Origin of the sequence: Microcystis sp. M061S2 (genome assembly GCF_020245605.1) — a bacterium.
Classification (GTDB): domain Bacteria; phylum Cyanobacteriota; class Cyanobacteriia; order Cyanobacteriales; family Microcystaceae; genus Microcystis.
This window is the reverse complement of sequence record NZ_JADBUP010000154.1, coordinates 1-16,293: the sequence shown is the minus strand read 5'-3', so window position 1 is coordinate 16,293 and position 16,293 is coordinate 1. Positions and strand designations below refer to the sequence as shown.

Annotated in this window: 18 protein-coding genes; 13 read left to right on the top strand and 5 right to left on the bottom strand. The window is 43.3% G+C overall.

Features of this window, described 5'->3' with window-relative positions:
• Positions 1-24 precede the first annotated feature (24 nt).
• The 6 genes from IM475_RS22205 to IM475_RS22180 all read left to right on the top strand — a co-directional run bounded on the left by IM475_RS22205 (position 25) and on the right by IM475_RS22180 (position 2,598).
• Positions 25-444: a XisH family protein gene (locus tag IM475_RS22205; RefSeq protein WP_287729157.1), complete on the top strand. Its 420-nt coding sequence runs from the start codon at positions 25-27 to the stop codon at positions 442-444.
• A complete protein-coding gene (locus IM475_RS22200; RefSeq protein ID WP_002732833.1) occupies positions 432-770 on the top strand; it encodes a XisI protein in 339 nt (112 codons plus the stop codon). The genes IM475_RS22205 and IM475_RS22200 overlap by 13 nt, the downstream gene beginning before the upstream one ends.
• A 97-nt stretch (positions 771-867) precedes the next feature.
• Entirely contained in the window at positions 868-1,086 is a 219-nt protein-coding gene (locus IM475_RS22195) for a DUF2283 domain-containing protein (protein ID WP_002734335.1), read from the top strand.
• A 108-nt stretch (positions 1,087-1,194) separates the two neighbouring features.
• Positions 1,195-1,497: a DUF433 domain-containing protein gene (locus tag IM475_RS22190; protein ID WP_002795644.1), complete on the top strand. Its 303-nt coding sequence runs from the start codon at positions 1,195-1,197 to the stop codon at positions 1,495-1,497.
• A complete protein-coding gene (locus IM475_RS22185) occupies positions 1,498-1,833 on the top strand; it encodes a DUF5615 family PIN-like protein (protein WP_287729156.1) in 336 nt (111 codons plus the stop codon).
• A 375-nt stretch (positions 1,834-2,208) separates the two neighbouring features.
• The gene (locus IM475_RS22180; protein WP_110579683.1) at positions 2,209-2,598 is read left to right on the top strand and encodes an element excision factor XisH family protein; all 390 of its coding nucleotides are present in this window, start codon (positions 2,209-2,211) and stop codon (positions 2,596-2,598) included.
• 67 nt (positions 2,599-2,665) lie between these two features.
• On the opposite strand, the gene IM475_RS22175 is transcribed toward IM475_RS22180, so the two are convergent.
• From IM475_RS22175 to bchM, 5 genes are all read right to left on the bottom strand, one after another.
• Complete coding sequence (locus IM475_RS22175; RefSeq protein ID WP_002733188.1) at positions 2,666-3,013, bottom strand: carbon dioxide-concentrating mechanism protein CcmK; 348 nt, start codon at positions 3,011-3,013, stop codon at positions 2,666-2,668.
• Positions 3,014-3,117: 104 nt separating this feature from the next.
• Complete coding sequence (locus IM475_RS22170; RefSeq protein WP_002732196.1) at positions 3,118-3,426, bottom strand: carbon dioxide-concentrating mechanism protein CcmK; 309 nt, start codon at positions 3,424-3,426, stop codon at positions 3,118-3,120.
• Positions 3,427-3,477: 51 nt separating this feature from the next.
• A complete protein-coding gene (gene msrA, locus IM475_RS22165; RefSeq protein ID WP_287729155.1) occupies positions 3,478-3,972 on the bottom strand; it encodes a peptide-methionine (S)-S-oxide reductase MsrA in 495 nt (164 codons plus the stop codon).
• The gene (gene panB / locus IM475_RS22160; RefSeq protein ID WP_287660410.1) at positions 3,965-4,732 is read right to left on the bottom strand and encodes a 3-methyl-2-oxobutanoate hydroxymethyltransferase; all 768 of its coding nucleotides are present in this window, start codon (positions 4,730-4,732) and stop codon (positions 3,965-3,967) included. The genes msrA and panB overlap by 8 nt, the downstream gene beginning before the upstream one ends.
• A 3-nt stretch (positions 4,733-4,735) precedes the next feature.
• Positions 4,736-5,428 carry a magnesium protoporphyrin IX methyltransferase gene (gene bchM / locus IM475_RS22155; RefSeq protein ID WP_008200421.1) on the bottom strand — a complete coding sequence of 231 codons (693 nt, stop codon included), beginning with the start codon at positions 5,426-5,428 and terminating at the stop codon, positions 4,736-4,738.
• A 615-nt stretch (positions 5,429-6,043) separates the two neighbouring features.
• On the opposite strand from bchM, the gene IM475_RS22150 reads away from it, so the two are divergent.
• From IM475_RS22150 to IM475_RS22120, 7 genes are all read left to right on the top strand, one after another.
• Complete coding sequence (locus IM475_RS22150; RefSeq protein WP_287729154.1) at positions 6,044-7,324, top strand: S8 family serine peptidase; 1,281 nt, start codon at positions 6,044-6,046, stop codon at positions 7,322-7,324.
• A gap of 116 nt (positions 7,325-7,440) precedes the next feature.
• Positions 7,441-7,653 (top strand): hypothetical protein, encoded by a 213-nt coding sequence (locus IM475_RS22145; protein ID WP_287660413.1) that lies wholly within the window; start codon positions 7,441-7,443, stop codon positions 7,651-7,653.
• Between the two features lie 651 nt (positions 7,654-8,304).
• Complete coding sequence (pyk, locus tag IM475_RS22140; RefSeq protein ID WP_287729153.1) at positions 8,305-9,726, top strand: pyruvate kinase; 1,422 nt, start codon at positions 8,305-8,307, stop codon at positions 9,724-9,726.
• A 194-nt stretch (positions 9,727-9,920) separates the two neighbouring features.
• Positions 9,921-10,718 (top strand): molybdate ABC transporter substrate-binding protein, encoded by a 798-nt coding sequence (modA, locus tag IM475_RS22135; RefSeq protein ID WP_287729152.1) that lies wholly within the window; start codon positions 9,921-9,923, stop codon positions 10,716-10,718.
• Positions 10,719-10,721: 3 nt separating this feature from the next.
• Complete coding sequence (gene modB, locus IM475_RS22130; RefSeq protein ID WP_287729151.1) at positions 10,722-12,560, top strand: molybdate ABC transporter permease subunit; 1,839 nt, start codon at positions 10,722-10,724, stop codon at positions 12,558-12,560.
• A 243-nt stretch (positions 12,561-12,803) separates the two neighbouring features.
• Positions 12,804-15,176, top strand: coding sequence for a GUN4 domain-containing protein (locus tag IM475_RS22125; protein ID WP_287729150.1), 2,373 nt, complete (start codon positions 12,804-12,806; stop codon positions 15,174-15,176).
• 579 nt (positions 15,177-15,755) lie between these two features.
• Positions 15,756-16,157, top strand: coding sequence for an endonuclease domain-containing protein (locus IM475_RS22120; protein WP_287729149.1), 402 nt, complete (start codon positions 15,756-15,758; stop codon positions 16,155-16,157).
• The last annotated feature ends 136 nt before the right edge of the window (positions 16,158-16,293 follow it).

Sequence of the window (16,293 nt, the reverse complement as noted above, 5' to 3'; positions counted from 1 at the left end):
TTCAGTTTTTATCTATAAAAAACAATGCCTGCCAAAGATATTTTCCATGACTGTGTAAAACACGCCCTAATCAAAGACGGCTGGACAATTACCCATGACCCCCTACGGATTCGTTTAGCAAGAGGTAAAAACCTGTTTGTTGATTTGGGAGCAGAAAGACTATTAGCCGCAGAAAAGGGAACAGAAAAAATAGCCGTTGAAATTAAGAGCTTTACTCGTCCCTCTGATATGAAAGACCTTGAAGAGGCAGTTGGTCAATTTGTCGTTTATACCCATCTTTTAAGGCGTTATTATCCCGAATATAAACTATTTTTGGCTGTTAGCGAAAACACCTGCAAAACAGTATTTGAAGAAGAAGCAGGTCAAACCTTAATTGAAGATGGTATTATTCAGTTATTTAGTTTTGATCCCAACCAGGAGGTAATTGTACGATGGCTTCCTTAATTGCCCAATATCGGCAAATTATTGAAAAAACATTCCAAGATTATGCCGACTTCCTCGACACCGATCACCAAATCCAAATCGAATTAGTCCTAGATCAAACCCGCGATCGCTATTTATTGGTTGAAACAGGTTGGCAAAATGGTTATCGAATCTACGGAACCCTATTACATATTGATATTATTGATCAAAAAATTTGGATTCAACACGACGGAACTGAGGATGGTATTGCCGATGAATTAGTAGCTGCGGGAATCCCTCAAAACCAGATTATTTTAGCCTTTAAATCCCCTGAAATTAGACCCTATACAGGCTTTGCTGTCGCTTAACTTTCAAATATGATGGACAATTCTCAAAACCGCAATCACCCACCAAATGAATCACTATTAGAAGAAGATTAGAAACTCTTGATAACCCAAGTCAGCCATGAAAATCACCTACTTTCAAGATACGGACACTCTATACCTAGAGTTCAATAACAATCCCATTGTCGAGACTCAAGAAATCAATGAAAATACCTTGGTCGATCTTGATCAGCAGGGGAATATTTGTGCAATCACCTTGGAACACGCCAAAAGCTTAACGGATCTGAATGCTTTTTCCCTCGAAACTATTGTCGCGCCTCAATTAGCTTCAAGTTTATAAGAGTTGTCATAATAAAATTATTCTATAAACCTTGACGTGATATAATATATATGACATTTGGGCGCAGATTCCTTGTGACCCTATAATCGGACAAATTCGTTATTATCAATGACAACAACTTTAATCAATCACATTGAAATTACCCCAGAAACTTGTGGCGGTAAACCGCGCATCGCAGGTCATCGCATCAAAGTCCAAGATGTCGTTATTTGGCACGAACGCCTGGGAATGTCACCCGATGAAATTGTTTATCATTATCCCAGCATTACTTTAGCTGATGTTTACGCGGCCCTTTCTTACTATCACGATCACCTTGAAGAAATTAGACAACAAATCACAGATGATGATACCTTTGCCAAGGAAATGCAAGCTAAAACACCTTCTCTAGTCCAAGAAAAACTAAAAAAATGAATGGGCAATAAAATTAAATTTCACCTTGATGAAAATGTAAGCTATAGCATTGCTCTTGGATTGCGCCAGCGAGGCCTTGATGTTACTACCACTCCAGAAGAAAATTTATTGGGGGTATCTGATGAAGTACAATTCCAATTTGCTTTATCCAATGGTCGCGTAATTTTCACTCAAGATACTGATTTTTTAAGAATCAATCAATCATCTATAACTCATGCAGGAATTGCTTACTGTCCCCAACAAAGTAAATCTATTGGTCAAATAATTCGAGGACTACTCTTAATCTGGGAAATTCTTGAACCCGAAGAAATGTATAATCACATAGAGTTTATATAGAACCGCATGAAAAAGTGAATTAGTATTTGGCAGATCGATAAAAATAATCAAAAAGCTAATTTTGTTACTCTTTACTACGATAAAATTAAGGAGTATGAATAATGCAAACCGTCCAACTTTTTCAACAAGTCAAATTATGTAGAGATGTCCCCGACACTATTTTTTAAAAAGGTGATCAGGGAACAATTATTGAATATTTACCTCCTAATGAACAACAACCAGAAGCAGGTTATCTCCTAGAAATGTTTGACAATAACGAAACCCTTGACGTGATAGCGTTTCCCGTTTCTTGGATAACTTCTATTAACTAACGATTAGCAAAAATTCAGGCTATATTAGAAGAAGATTAGAAACTCTTGATAACCCAAGTCAGCTATGAAAATTAAAGCGATTATTCATCCTGCCGAAGAAGGCGGTTATTGGGCAGAAGTTCCAGCCCTTCCAGGTTGCATCACGGAAGGTGATAGCCTAGAAGAAGTCACTCATAACTTAAAAGATGCGATCAAAGGATGGTTAGCTGTTGCCAATGAATCCTATGAAATTAAAAGCTTTATCGGAACATCGGAAGTCGAAGACTTAAAAAACGCGCTGGGCCAATATGTTCTTTATGAAAAAATCATCAAACGTCAACAAATAGAGGCCGAAGTTTCCCAACTCAAAGACTTGAAAGAAAGGGCAACGGCTCAAATATGGGCTTTGATAGTCACTGTTATCGGTGCAACTGTTGCAGCAATTATCAAATTCGGTTTTTTAACTAAAACTTAAATCATCATTAAAAACTAAGTTGGAACTAGACAAGTTCCAACCAGTAACAAAAAATTGACCTTGAAGATTAACGACGGATTGGTGCCATCGCACCGTCGGCGGCGGCGCGAAAAGGTTCCACTGCCTCGCTATAATCGATCGGTAAAATAGCCACCACGTTATCGTGAGGACGGGGAATAATTACCCAGGTTTCTAAAGCTGCCCCCTCGGTTTTATTGACGGCTTCAATGCCGGCAGCCATAGCGGTTTTTACCTCCTGTACATCCCCACGAATATTGAGGGTAAAACGGGCGCTTCCTGCCCTTAAATAACCAACAATCGTGATCCGTCCTGCTTTTACCATCGCATCGGCGGCCGCTAGAATACCGGGGAAACCTTTGGTCTCGATCGATCCCACCGCGGGTTGGGCTGTCATAAATTAACTCCTAATAACAAAAATCAGATAAGTTCAATTGATAGAATCCAATCTATTTTCCAGTCTTTAACTATAGTCTAGTTTGGGGCAAATCGCTAGGGAAATTAACTGCGAAAACGGTCTGACTTAGGCGTATGCTGCACTGGTAAAACCGCCAGTACATTTTCTGGAGGATTCGGTACGATGTAATGACTGACCACATTGCCACCAAAAGCGGTCATCGCTGCCGCTAATCCTGCCTCTACTGCCGGTTTAACCTCGGAAATCGGACCGCGAATCGCCACCAAAAATTCGCCCCTTTCCGCTAGATCGAAATAAACTAGGGTGACTCGTCCCCCTTTAACCATGGCATCCGCCGCCGCTAAAACGGGGGGAAAACCCAACGTTTGAATGACTCCGACCGCCTCGGGCATTTTTCCTGATCTCCTGCGAAAGCAACTTTACATTATACCCCGAACCTGTCTTTATATTTTCTTCTGCAAATCCGCGACCGATCGAGCCTGTTTTTTCTCGAAATACTGTTGATGGGACTGATCGGCCAGATAATAATCTCCTGCGGGTTCGATCAAAGTAACGATATCCTGCTGAAACTTTCCCGATAGTTGTAGTTGACGCTTGGAAGCAGTGGCGATTAACTTTTGTTCCGGGGTGTGATAAAAAATAATCGATCGATATTGTTCTCCCCGGTCCGGTCCTTGGCGATTTAACTGAGTCGGATCATGGATTGACCAAAAAACGGCTAATAACGCCTCGTAGCTTATTTCTTGGGGATTATATTCAATTTGTGCCACTTCCGCATGACCGGTAATTCGCGATAAGACATCGAGATAACTAGGATTGGGAAAATGTCCCCCCATATAACCCACGGAAGTGGCTAAAACTCCTGGTAAACGCCGAAATGCGTCCTCGGTTTTCCAAAAACAGCCGGCCCCAAAGGTAGCTTTTTCGCCGTTATTCATTTCTCCTCACATCCTTGGCAAATTCTATAACTGCTTTTGTAATTGTCTCGCTTAAATTAGCATAAACTTTGGCAAAAGGGGGAGCTTTTTCGGTTAATCCTAGAATATCCGCCGTTACCAACACCTGACCATCACAATCTTCCCCCGCACCGATACCAATCGTCGGGATAGTCAATTTATCGGTAATAGTAGCGGCTAAATTGGCGGGAATATGTTCCAAAACCAGGGCAAATACTCCCGCTTTCTCCAAGGCTAAAGCTTCCTCGATTAGTCTTTGTGCATCCGATGGGGTTTTTCCCTGCTGACGGTATCCTAAGCGATGGACTGACTGGGGAGTTAATCCGATATGACCCATAACAGGGATGCCTATCTCGGTTAAACGGCTAATCGTCTCGATCATAGCGGCATAACCTCCCTCTAATTTTACCCCTTGTACTCCCGCTTCCTTTAACATCCTTCCGGCGGAGTGAATTGCCTGACTGACACTTTCCTGATAGCTGAGAAAAGGCAAATCACAGACAACTAAAGCTTGTTTTACCCCACGAGACACGGCCGCCGCATGGTGAATCATCGCCTCGAGGGTGATCGGTAAAGTGGTAGGATAGCCCAAAGCGGTCATAGCTAAGGAATCACCTACCAAGATAATATCAATTCCTGCTCGATCGAGCAGTCGCGCGATCGGATAATCCCAAGCTGTGAGGGTGACAATCGCGCGTTTTTGCTGTTTCCACTCGATTAATTTGCTGGTGGTGACTGCCATTCTTTATTCACTGCGGACAGCTTCGAGGATACGGGAAAAATAGAAACGAGTGCTAGTCATACTCGTCCGTTCAATTTTAAAGCCATTTTCGTTGAGAGCGGCGACAATAGTTTTTTCCTTGTGTTGATAAGCACGAGTGGTTTTACTCGGACCGGGGAAAAATTGACCAATTTTCTTGAGAATGGTTAATAAACAGGTTTTAGGGGCAAAACTGAGGATTAAACGGGATTGAGCTAGGGATCCCAGGTGTTTAATCATTCCTAATGCTTCTTCTGTGGGATAGTGAATGAGAACATCAAGACAGATGACTGTGTGATATTGGCCGGTTAATGCTTCTAAATCTTGAACGGCAAAGGTGAGTTTACTGGTATCTGCTAACTCTTTGGCTGCTCTTTCCTTGGCTTCTGTCACCATTTTCTCAGAAATATCACTGGCGAAAATAGTTGCGCCCGCTTTAGCGAGGGGAATACTGAGACTACCGACTCCACAACCGGCATCACAGATTGAGAGATTGGGCAAATTGTCATCACTTTCTAACCAACCGATAACGGTATCGATCGTCTGTTGATGACCGATGCGAATATCTTTTTGTACTTTGTTAACTTCGCCATCCCCATAAATCCGGCGCCAGCGATCGAATCCTGTGGCGTTAAAATAGTCCTTGACTATGGCTTTATCGTCTAATGTGTTGGTCATAAGGAAATCTAAACGAGTGGTCTCTGAGCTACGCCGAAGAGCGGAGATGGTTATTAGTTTATCCTACCGTGAAAGCCAGTTTTCCGACTGAATCATTCAGGGTTGCCGTTAGAACATAAGTATTATTTTGTTTCCCCGTGCTGCCAAGCATTGTCAAAGATTTGTAAATTTTTTAACCAAAATCCTTGAGGTAATGTTAGGCTGATCCCAGGAAAAAAACACAGCTTAATAGCGATTAAATATAAGGTGAGGGTTTTAAACTTATATGATCGGTTTAAGCCCAAATACATAAAAAAATTGATTGAGATTCCCTAACCTAGTTCCGTTGTTTCCCAGAGCCTGAATTACTAGAAAAAATTTAACACCGCCAGGGCTGGAGTCCAGAAACAACGGCACTTAGAGACCGAAGTGAACTTAGGAAAATGGTTTCCCAAACCGTGAACATTTTGAGGGTGGGTAATTAACTAACTCATCTTTTGCCGAACCATCCTGAACAATTAAAGGATGGTTAGACCAGTGGTTGATGATTGAAAAATCTTCGATAAAAAGGCTAGTGGTTAAGCCATTTTTCTGTGATTGTATTAGCAAAATATCCATTTTTTGGAGGTATTTTTTATGTCTGGACAAGCGAGTTTTCCTATCCCCAGTACCGCCTCAAATGAAGAAACCACGGGGCGATATATTGTTACTTTCCAAGATGGAGCAACCCCGGAAGGAATCGCCGCCCTGCGAGATGTGGCGGGGATATCTGCCTTGCCCGATGCCCGGGACTTTGCCGATTCGGCCATGGACAGTTCAGAACTAGATGCGGCGGGAGGGGGAACCTTTCCGACTTTGGGGGTGGCAGTGGTTTCCCTGGATGACTTAGCCTTGAGCGGTGTCATGAACATAGCGGGGGAAAGTTCGGCAATTTTAGCGATCGAACCCGAACGAATTTACTATGCAATCGAGGAGGGTTTATCCTCGGAATACCTCAAGGGTTATCGCGATGCCGTCAATCATCTTTATGAACAGTCCAAGGCTAAAAAAGAGCCGGGAGATAAGGATCTCGCAGCCCTAGCCTTTCTCGATGATGCCCAATCCACTTGGGGATTAAAAGCCACGAAAGTAATCAATTCCCTTGGTCGCACTGGTCGCGGCATTAATGTGGCTGTACTAGATACGGGTATGGATTTAAAGCATCCCGACTTTTTTGGACGATCGATCCAAAGTCAGTCTTTTGTACCGGGAGAAGCGGTGCAGGATGGTCACGGTCACGGCACTCACTGTATCGGCACCGCTTGCGGATTTAAAAATGTCAACGGTCGCCGCTACGGGGTCGCCTACGAAGCCACCATTTATGCGGGCAAAGTTCTCAGTAATGCTGGCAGTGGCTCCCAAAGTTGGATTCTCGCCGGCATGGAATGGGCGATCGCCAGTCGCTGTGCGGTGATTTCTATGTCTTTGGGCAATACAGTTCCAACTCCTTCCACTGCCTACGAAACTATCGGTCGTCGCGCTCTGCAAAATGGTTGTTTGATTATCGCGGCGGCCGGCAATCACCGGCCAGGTACTGTGGGTCAACCGGCTAATAGTCCCTCAATTATGGCCGTGGCGGCGATCAATAGTAATCTGCGATTAGCTTCTTTTTCCTGTGGTTCTGGTACTGCCCAAGGTGCTAACGTAGATATCGCCGGCCCCGGGGTGGCGATCTATTCTTCTGTACCGATGCCCCGACGTTATGACGTTTTTAACGGCACTAGCATGGCTACCCCTCATGTGGCCGGGATTGCTGCTCTCCACGCTCAAGCTTCGGGAGTGCGCGGGGCGCAACTCTGGCAGTTACTCACCTCGAAAGCCTTGCGACTGTCCATTCCCACCGTTGATGTGGGCAGTGGACTAGCCCAATCTCCTTAGCAGTCAGTATTCAGGAGTTAGGAGTCAGGAGTTAGGAGATTATTTTTATTTATTCTCCCCACTTCCCCTCTCCCATCTCCTGACTGCTGCTCATCTTTTTACTTTCATTAATAGCCATGGAACAGATTATCGTGACGATCGATGAACAGCATTTAGGCGATATTCAGACAGTGGCCAATAATTTACAATCCCTGGGTATGACAGTAGATAATATCTTATCGGTTTCCGGCATTATTACCGGTTCAGCCCCTCGATCGCTGATCCCGTCTTTAAAGGCAGTGCCGGGGGTTCTCGATGTGGAGGAAGATAAGGAAATGCGGGCGATATAAGCTGTTGACTATCTAAAAAATTACTCGTTAAGACTCCAGGGGAGCGCTGGAGCTTTTTTGCTGTGTTGCCAAAGGCACGGCGTAGCCGTCCAGTAAGCAGTAATCAGTGAAAAGAAAGCTCCCAACTTGCCACTTATACTAAATCCAGTTATTAAAGACTGATTATCTATTCCTCCTTTTGCCTTTTGCCTTTTGCCTATCCTGATATGTAGCTTATACTCAACGGATTTAGTATTAATACTATTGACTGAAAACCCAAATCTGATCACTGACGGCGAAGGAGAGGACCGGGAGGGGTGCATCTCACATTTGCAGAAATACCGACAATCAGCAATTATCAGTGACTTTTAAATTATTACAGATATATCAGCAGCTGCCTGTAAGCATCCCACCGAAAAACTAATGCGCTCCGGGGTTTGAGGGTTCTACCCCCCAAAAGCTTGGATTGAGGGAAAAAATCGCAAGTAACGCCCGACTTTAGCCGAGAGTTTCCCCTTAAAAATCCCAACTTAGTAGATTTACAAAAATGAGATGCACCCACCTGGAGCGATTGCAACTCTGTGGAAAAGCTTAATTTGTTTTCCGCTTCACTTTTAGTTAACCTAAAGTGAATATCATGTAATCGTCCCAAGATCGATCAGTAAGGGTTCCATGTCAATTATTAACCATAGAACTAAGATCGTAGCCACGATCGGCCCTGCCAGTAATTCGCCAGAAGTCCTCAAGCAGATGATCGGTGCGGGGATGAATGTAGCGCGGCTAAACTTTTCCCACGGTAGCTACGAAGATCATGCGAGAGTTGTTAGCCTTTTACGGCAAATTTCTCAAGAATTAGACAATCCTATCACTCTCCTGCAAGATTTACAAGGTCCGAAAATTCGCGTCGGTAATCTCCCCAATGGTTCCATTACCATCAACGACGGCGATTATCTCACCCTTGTACCCATGGATGAGTATCGGGGAGAAGCGAACACCGTTTCGATCGATTATCCCTATCTGGCCGAGGAAGCCAAGTTAGGTGAGCAAATTCTCCTTGATGATGGCTTATTAGAGCTAAAAATCGTTGAAATTAACGGAAAAGACCTAAAATGTCAAGTGTTGGAGGGAGGAATTCTCAAGAGTCGCAAGGGAGTCAATCTACCCCGTCTCAATTTGCGCTTACCTTCCATGACCGAAAAAGACAAACAAGACCTAGAATTTGGTCTTTCTCAGGGGGTTGATTGGGTTTCCCTCAGTTTTGTTCGTAAAGGAGAAGATATCAAGGCGATTAAGGCATTTTTAGCCGAGAGAAATCATGCAGATATGCCAGTGATGGCTAAAATTGAAAAACCGCAAGCGATCGAAAATTTAGAGTCAATTATCGAGGAATGTGACGGAATTATGGTGGCCCGGGGCGATTTGGGGGTAGAGTTAAGTCCCGAAAAAGTCCCCATGTTGCAAAAACGCATTATCAAACTCTGCAACATGAAAACCATTCCCGTCATCACTGCCACCCAGATGTTAGAAAGCATGATTCACAATCCCCGACCGACTCGGGCCGAGGCCAGTGATGTGGCTAATGCCATTATCGATGGAACCGATGCGGTGATGTTATCGGGGGAATCAGCAGTGGGAGATTTTCCCGTCAAAGCTGTGGCTATGTTGGCCAAAATCGCCCATGATGTGGAAGCGGATGTGAAGTTTGATAATGTTCCCCCCAATCAGTCCGATGAAACTCACGCTCTCAGTGAGGCTTTAGTGGCGATCGATCAAACCCTTGATCTCCGTTATATTGTCACTTTTACCACCTCTGGCTACACTTCGCTACTGGCTTCTAAGGAACGTCCCTCGGTTCCCGTCATTGCCATGACTCCCAATAAACGAGTCTATCACCGTCTCAATCTAGTCTGGGGTGTGATCCCGATTCTTCTTGATCATCAGGTGTCCGTCTTTGAGGATGTGTTAAAGCAAACGGAATCAATTCTACTTCAGAAAAATCTAGCGCAATCGGGCGATAAAATCCTGATTATGGCGGGAATTCCCATGCAGAAAACTAAAGGCACTAATTTCCTCAAAATTCACAGGATTCCCTAAGTTCTAGGAGTCGGTCGTCAGGAGTCGGTCGTCAGGAGATTATTTTTATTTATTCTTCCCACACCCCACCCCCCCATTCCCCACTTCCCCACTTCCCCAAGAAAAACTTTTTGCCGCAAACCCTAGATACAGATTTCGGGCGGTGGATTGGTTGTGATAGATGTATAAATATCGATCGCTTGCTATCAATCTTGATGAAAAGACGATATTTTCTGGCTTTTATCGGCTCAATTGCCCTTAGTTGCTTATTATCTGCGGGCATAAACCTTTTTTCCTCTACTATCGCCACTGCACAAACCCAGACAATTCTAGTTTCCGCCGCCGCTAGTCTCAAAGATGCCCTAGAAGAAATCAAGCCGGGGTTTGAAAAAGCCCATGGCAACATTAAAGTTAACTATAACTTTGGTGCGTCGGGAGCTTTGCAACAGCAAATTACACAAGGTGCGCCGGCCGATGTTTTCCTCTCGGCGGCGACTAAGCAAATGGACGCTTTAGCAAAAGCTGGTTTAATCGATACAAGTACCAGAAGAAACCTGCTCACTAATCGCCTAGTTTTAATCGTTCCCAAGAATTCCACCCTAAAAATTAGCGATTTTCGTTTCCTGACTAACAGTAATGTCAAAAGAATTGCCGTGGGTGAACCGCGCAGCGTTCCCGTCGGTCAGTACAGCGAAGAAGTTCTGAAAAATATCGGCATTTTAGAGCAAATAAGACTAAAACTGGTCTTTGCCAACTCCGTCCGTAATGTTCTCGCCGCCGTAGAGACTGGTAACGCCGATGCTGGCATTGTTTACCTCACCGATGCCAAAATTTCCGACCAAGTAAAAGTAGTGGCTACGGCTGCCAATAATCTCCATTCTCCGATTATTTACCCGATGGCTGTAATCAAAGCCAGCAAAAACCCGCAAGCTGCCAAGACTTTCGCCCAATATCTCACCAGGGCAGCCGCTAAAAACATTTTTGAAAAATTCGGCTTCGGAATAGCCAGATAAACAATGCCCGACTTTTCCCCCCTATGGATATCCCTGAAAACCGCCACCATTGCCCTGATAATCATCTTTTTTCTCGGTATTGCCGCCGCTTATTGGATGTTAGGCTATCGTGGACGGTGGAAATCCCTAATCGAGGCAGTTTTCGTCGCGCCCTTAATCTTGCCCCCGACGGTGGTAGGCTTCATTTTACTGCTTCTATTCGGCAAAAACGGACCATTAGGACAGTTATTAGACTTATTTAACTTTCGCATCGTTTTTACTTGGTATGCCGCCATCATCACCGCGACGGTGGTAGCTTTTCCCCTGATGTACAAAACCACCCTCGGCGCTTTTGAACAGGTAGATGCCAATCTTTTACAGGTTGCCCGCACCCTGGGGGCATCGGAAGGGAAAATATTCTGGCGCCTACTTTTACCCCTCTCCTTCCCCGGGGTATTAGCGGGATTAACCCTAGCTTTTGCCCGCGCTTTGGGGGAATTTGGGGCGACTTTGATGTTAGCCGGTAATATTCCGGGGCAAACTCAAACTATCCCGATGGCGATTTTCTTCGCTGTGGAAGCAGGAGCGATGACTGAGGCTTGGATATGGGTGTTTATTATCATGTTAATCTCCCTATCGGGTATTATCGCCGTTAATCTCTGGCAAAGTCAACGCAAACAGCAATTAGGACGACCGGGAGAAAGCAAACCTAACGAGATGGAGGACTGGCTGCCACCCTGGGAGGGTCGCGATTTTGCCCTTTTAGCAGCTGAAAATCAGCATTATAGGGATAAAATAGGCTTATTTGTCGATATAGAGAAATATTTACCCGGTTTTAACCTCTCGGTCGCTTTTAACTGCCAAAATCAGCCATTAGGACTATTAGGGGCTTCGGGTTCGGGAAAAAGCCTCATTTTGCGATCGCTGGCTGGGGTGGAAACGCCCTCAAGGGGTCGTATTGTCTTAAATGGTCGCATTCTCTTCGACTCCGAAAAGGGAATTAATCTCCCCAGTCGTCAGCGTCGTATCGGTTTTGTGGTGCAGAATTATGCCCTTTTTCCCCATCTCACCGTGGCAGAAAATATCGCTTTTAGTCTCCCGAAAAACTTATCTAAAAAAGTTATTAAACAGCAGATTGTCAACCAATTGGAATTAGTGCAGTTACCCGGCATGGAAAACCGTTATCCCCATCAATTATCGGGGGGACAACAACAACGGGTCGCCATCGCTCGCGCTTTAGCTAGTCGTCCGGAAGCTTTATTATTAGATGAGCCTTTTTCTGCCCTTGATACCCATCTACGCGCTCAATTAGAACGTCAGATGATCAAAACTTTAAGTAATTACGATGGCGTGACAATTTTTGTTAGCCATAATATGGATGAAGCCTATCGAATATGTGAGAATTTATTAGTTATGGAAAAAGGGCGGACAATTGCTAATAATTCTAAACAGAAAATTTTTGAGCGACCAGATAGCGTTAGTTTGGCCAAGATTACTGGCTGTAAGAATTTTTCTCGTGCTGTAATTATTAATAATCAACAATTGGAGGCCATTGATTGGGATGTTAAATTACACACCGTCCCGGGAATTCCCGACTATTTAGCCTATACGGGAATTCGCGCCCATCAAATTATTTTTGGTCGAGATTTAGGCGATATTAATACTTTTCCCTGTTGGTTAGCTAATGCCATTGAAGGACCCCATCGGGTGACTCTCTATCTGAAACTTAATCAACCCTCCAACCATGACAGAGATTTTCAGATCCAAGCAGAGTTATATAAAGATAAATGGTTAGAAATTAAGGAGCAAGCTTTGCCTTGGACTGTTACTTTATCTCCCCAGCGTTTATTATTATTAAAATAAACAGAGATTTTGACGCTAAGTAGGTGGGTGTAAAAATTGTCAGACACCCCTTATTAAGGCGGGATTAAGGGGGGATCGGCACAAGGGGGGGCAAGGGGGATCGAACCCAAAATCTATCTTCAATTTAATTGAAACCACTGACTTAATACCATGTATGACACACTTTTTGAAAAATGGTATAAGCCAATAACACCACTCCAAAGGGGTCTAATATAATTAGAGGAGGTTGATCAAAGGGGGTTTATGGACGATAAAACCACAAAGCCGGAAGCATCAGAATCTGAAGAGAAAAAAGAATCAGATTTTGAACAGGAAAGTAAACAGGCTCAAGTTTGGACGGGAAAAATCACTGCTTTTGTTGCCCATCAACTCCGAACCTCCGCTCCTTCCCTTCCAATTATCGGGGGTAGCATTACAGGCGGCTTAACTTGGCTTAGTCAACATGACACGGTTAAGGCGATTATTGTCGGGGGAGTCACTTTTATCATCACGGGCTTTTTTACCTACGGATCAGCCTGGAGTCAAGGGTTTTTAGAAATAGCAAGAACCAAAGGTAAAAATCATGGTAAAGGTACAGCTTTAAGCTTTTTTGTTTGGCTAGACAAAGGACTGGAAAAAATACGTTGGCAATTAGCTAATCCTGACGGGAAATATTTAATTAAATTACGGGATTCAGATTGTCGTTATGATGATATTGAAGGGATTGAAGATGCAATCTTTGGTTTTTCTACCCCAGAACTGGAAGAAATTTTTATTAATTTGGATCTGAGTCAATTAGAACTGCGCTCAGAAGAAGAGTCTAAAGGTACGGGGGATGATATTTGGGATTTATTACGATGGGCTAAAAAGAGGACAAATTTACGGTTGTTAATTCTGGCTCCTGGTGGACGAGGAAAAACGACTTTATTGCGTCATTTAGCCTATAACTACGCTCTAAAACAACCGAAACAAAATGCACCTTTTTTAATTCCTGTCTTTTTACGTTTACGGAGATGGCAGGAAGTGATTACCACCACAGAAGGATTGGATTTACCAACCTTAATTGAGCGACATCTTAAACAAGATATTTCTCAAGAATTAGATTTACCTGAGAACTGGGCTAAAAGTCATTTAACCCGTCAGGGAATGTTAGTGATGTTTGATGGTTTTGATGAAATTAAACCCGAATATGCCGAAAAAATCAGTCAATGGATTGGCAAACAGTGGCACGATTTTCGCCAAAACTATTTTATTTTAACTTCTCGTCCGAAAGGCTATCAAACGTTTAGCTCTGAGCATAAACCTCGGCAAAAGGTGTTTATTAATGAATTTACCGATAAAAATATTCATGATTTTGTCTATAAATGGTATTTCTGGCAAGAGCAGGAAACCAGAGTTAGCAGAAGTTTAAAAGCTAAACAAGAAGCTGCCGACAATAAAGCAAAGGATTTAATTAATCAGTTATTTGCTCTCGATGATTCTGGGGAAAGTTCTACTCTATTATCCTTGGCGAGAAATCCCTTAAATCTGAATATGATAGTACAGTTACATCGGGCAAACTTTGGCTCGGGACAAAAATTACCTCAGCAACGAGTGGATTTATTTCGCCGAATTTTTGATCTGCAATTGATTACTCGCCCTCAAGCTAGGGGCATTGATATGATTTTAGATAACAATGAGGAAAATCATCGTCAACTGGTATTGCAACAGTTAGCCCTGAAAATGGGAAATACAACCACGATTGAATATTCGGAATTACTGAGTTCTATACAAAATTTTATTCAGGAATTGGGTTATCCTGAAAGCACTTCGGCTAAGGATTTTGTAGAGCGGTTAATTCATGTGAGTGAGTTAATTTTGAAAAAGGATGAATACTATGAGTTTGCCCATAATCTTTTTCAGTCCTATTTAATTGCTTTGGAAGTTAAACGGTTAAAGCAAGAAAATTTACTCAAGGAAAATTGGCAGCAAAATCTCTGGTACGAGGCTTGCATTATGTATGCCACTTTATTAATTGATCCGACTGATTTTATTGTTCATTTTTATAATCAAGATAATCCTAAAGCTCAGGGATTAGCGGAGCGATGTTATCGAGAATTACCTGTTAAAAAACGTCGAGGTTTGGAATTTTTAGAACAAAAACGACAGACTTCTCTCTTTACCCAACTAGAAACCTTTCTGAAAAATGGCCAATGGCGCGAAGCCGATGAGGAAACGGCGCGGTTAATGTTGTTAATTGCTAAAAGGGAAGATGAAGGCTGGCTAGATGAAGAAAGCATTAACAACTTTCCCTGTGAAGAGTTACGCACCATTGACAAGCTCTGGGTAGATAATAGCGGCGGCAAATTTGGCTTTTCTGTGCAGAAAAAAGTCTGGCTGGATTGCGGTGGTGTCCCAGGGAAGTACGATTATGATGTGTATAAAAAATTCGCTGACGAGGTGGGTTGGCGCGGGGACGGAGAATGGTTGAGATATGATGAGCTAACTTTTTTATTAGAGGGTAGTCAACACGCACACCTACCGAAGCTAACAAAAAGAAGGTTAACAACGCCACGTAGCGGGAGGGGGTGGGAGAGAGTCTCTTTTCTCGCGCAGCGACTTGTAACCTGTAATATATCACAGACTTATACATCTTAAACCAGTAAAAAGCCCCCCTTATCAAGGGGGGTTGGGGGGATCAAACTCAACCAGTAAAAAGCCCCCCTTATCAAGGGGGGTTGGGGGGATCAAACCTATGCAATTAACCAATTATTTTAAACCAGTAAAAAGCCCCCCTTATCAAGGGGGGTTGGGGGGATCAAACTCAACCAGTAAAAAGCCCCCCTTATCAAGGGGGGTTGGGGGGATCAAACCTCAAAACTGCCCCCCAAAATTCCCCTGCTAACAGCAAAACTTATCAACAATAACACCTGATTTTTTAATAAAAAAACGCAATCGCTTTAAGTTTCATCCCCCCGCCTACGACTCCTTGATAAGGGATATTATAGCGGTTCTCACCCCTGTGTGGCACAGTTAAACCTTTGCTGATTAAGCTTTTCAACATTAATAATGTACCTCGTGCGAACAGAAAACGCTATATATGCTAAACTTATTAGTTGAAAAATAATCTTTCTTTTTTTAATAAATAAAACTGCAATCACGTTAAGTTTGATCCCCCCAACCCCCCTTGATAAGGGGGGCTAAGTACGGTAACATGACTAACCAGAAAGTAAGCTTATGCAATTAACCAATCATCATCATCTACCCTACAATCCCAAACTCGTAGAACGAGCTAAAGAACTCCGTAAAAACATGACCAAAGCTGAAAGAAAACTTTGGTATGAATACTTAAAAAATTTTCAATATAGAGTTCATCGCCAAAGACCGATTGATCAATTTATTGTTGACTTTTATTGCCCCGAATTAAAATTAGTGATTGAAATTGATGGTGATAGTCATAATAGGGAAGATGCTCAAGCCTATGACTTAGAAAGAACCCAAATTTTATCAGGTTATGGATTAACAGTAATCCGCTTTACTAATCAAGAAGTTTTGAGTAATTTTGAGGGAGCTTGTGGAGTAATTGGAAGTTTGATCCCCCCAACCCCCCTTGATAAGGGGGGCTTTGATCCTCCTTGATAAGGGGCTTTGATCCCCCCAACCCCCCTTGATAAGGGGGGCTTTGATCCTTCTTGATAAGGGGGGCTTTGATCCTCCCAACCCCCCTTGATAAGGGGGGCTTTGATCCTTCTTGATAAGGGGCTTTGATCCCCCC

Bases quoted from the DNA above. Each gene is read 5' to 3' on its own strand.
- IM475_RS22195 (WP_002734335.1), top strand. From the start codon at position 868: ATGAAAATCACCTACTTTCAAGATACGGACACTCTATACCTAGAGTTC.
- panB (WP_287660410.1), bottom strand. From the start codon at position 4,732: ATGGCAGTCACCACCAGCAAATTAATCGAGTGGAAACAGCAAAAACGC.
- IM475_RS22125 (WP_287729150.1), top strand. From the start codon at position 12,804: ATGGACGATAAAACCACAAAGCCGGAAGCATCAGAATCTGAAGAGAAA.
- msrA (WP_287729155.1), bottom strand. From the start codon at position 3,972: ATGAATAACGGCGAAAAAGCTACCTTTGGGGCCGGCTGTTTTTGGAAA.
- modA (WP_287729152.1), top strand. From the start codon at position 9,921: ATGAAAAGACGATATTTTCTGGCTTTTATCGGCTCAATTGCCCTTAGT.
- bchM (WP_008200421.1), bottom strand. From the start codon at position 5,428: ATGACCAACACATTAGACGATAAAGCCATAGTCAAGGACTATTTTAAC.
- IM475_RS22175 (WP_002733188.1), bottom strand. From the start codon at position 3,013: ATGACAGCCCAACCCGCGGTGGGATCGATCGAGACCAAAGGTTTCCCC.
- modB (WP_287729151.1), top strand. From the start codon at position 10,722: ATGCCCGACTTTTCCCCCCTATGGATATCCCTGAAAACCGCCACCATT.
- IM475_RS22150 (WP_287729154.1), top strand. From the start codon at position 6,044: ATGTCTGGACAAGCGAGTTTTCCTATCCCCAGTACCGCCTCAAATGAA.
- IM475_RS22120 (WP_287729149.1), top strand. From the start codon at position 15,756: ATGCAATTAACCAATCATCATCATCTACCCTACAATCCCAAACTCGTA.
- IM475_RS22205 (WP_287729157.1), top strand. From the start codon at position 25: ATGCCTGCCAAAGATATTTTCCATGACTGTGTAAAACACGCCCTAATC.
- pyk (WP_287729153.1), top strand. From the start codon at position 8,305: ATGTCAATTATTAACCATAGAACTAAGATCGTAGCCACGATCGGCCCT.
- IM475_RS22190 (WP_002795644.1), top strand. From the start codon at position 1,195: ATGACAACAACTTTAATCAATCACATTGAAATTACCCCAGAAACTTGT.
- IM475_RS22170 (WP_002732196.1), bottom strand. From the start codon at position 3,426: ATGCCCGAGGCGGTCGGAGTCATTCAAACGTTGGGTTTTCCCCCCGTT.
- IM475_RS22145 (WP_287660413.1), top strand. From the start codon at position 7,441: ATGGAACAGATTATCGTGACGATCGATGAACAGCATTTAGGCGATATT.
- IM475_RS22200 (WP_002732833.1), top strand. From the start codon at position 432: ATGGCTTCCTTAATTGCCCAATATCGGCAAATTATTGAAAAAACATTC.
- IM475_RS22180 (WP_110579683.1), top strand. From the start codon at position 2,209: ATGAAAATTAAAGCGATTATTCATCCTGCCGAAGAAGGCGGTTATTGG.
- IM475_RS22185 (WP_287729156.1), top strand. From the start codon at position 1,498: ATGGGCAATAAAATTAAATTTCACCTTGATGAAAATGTAAGCTATAGC.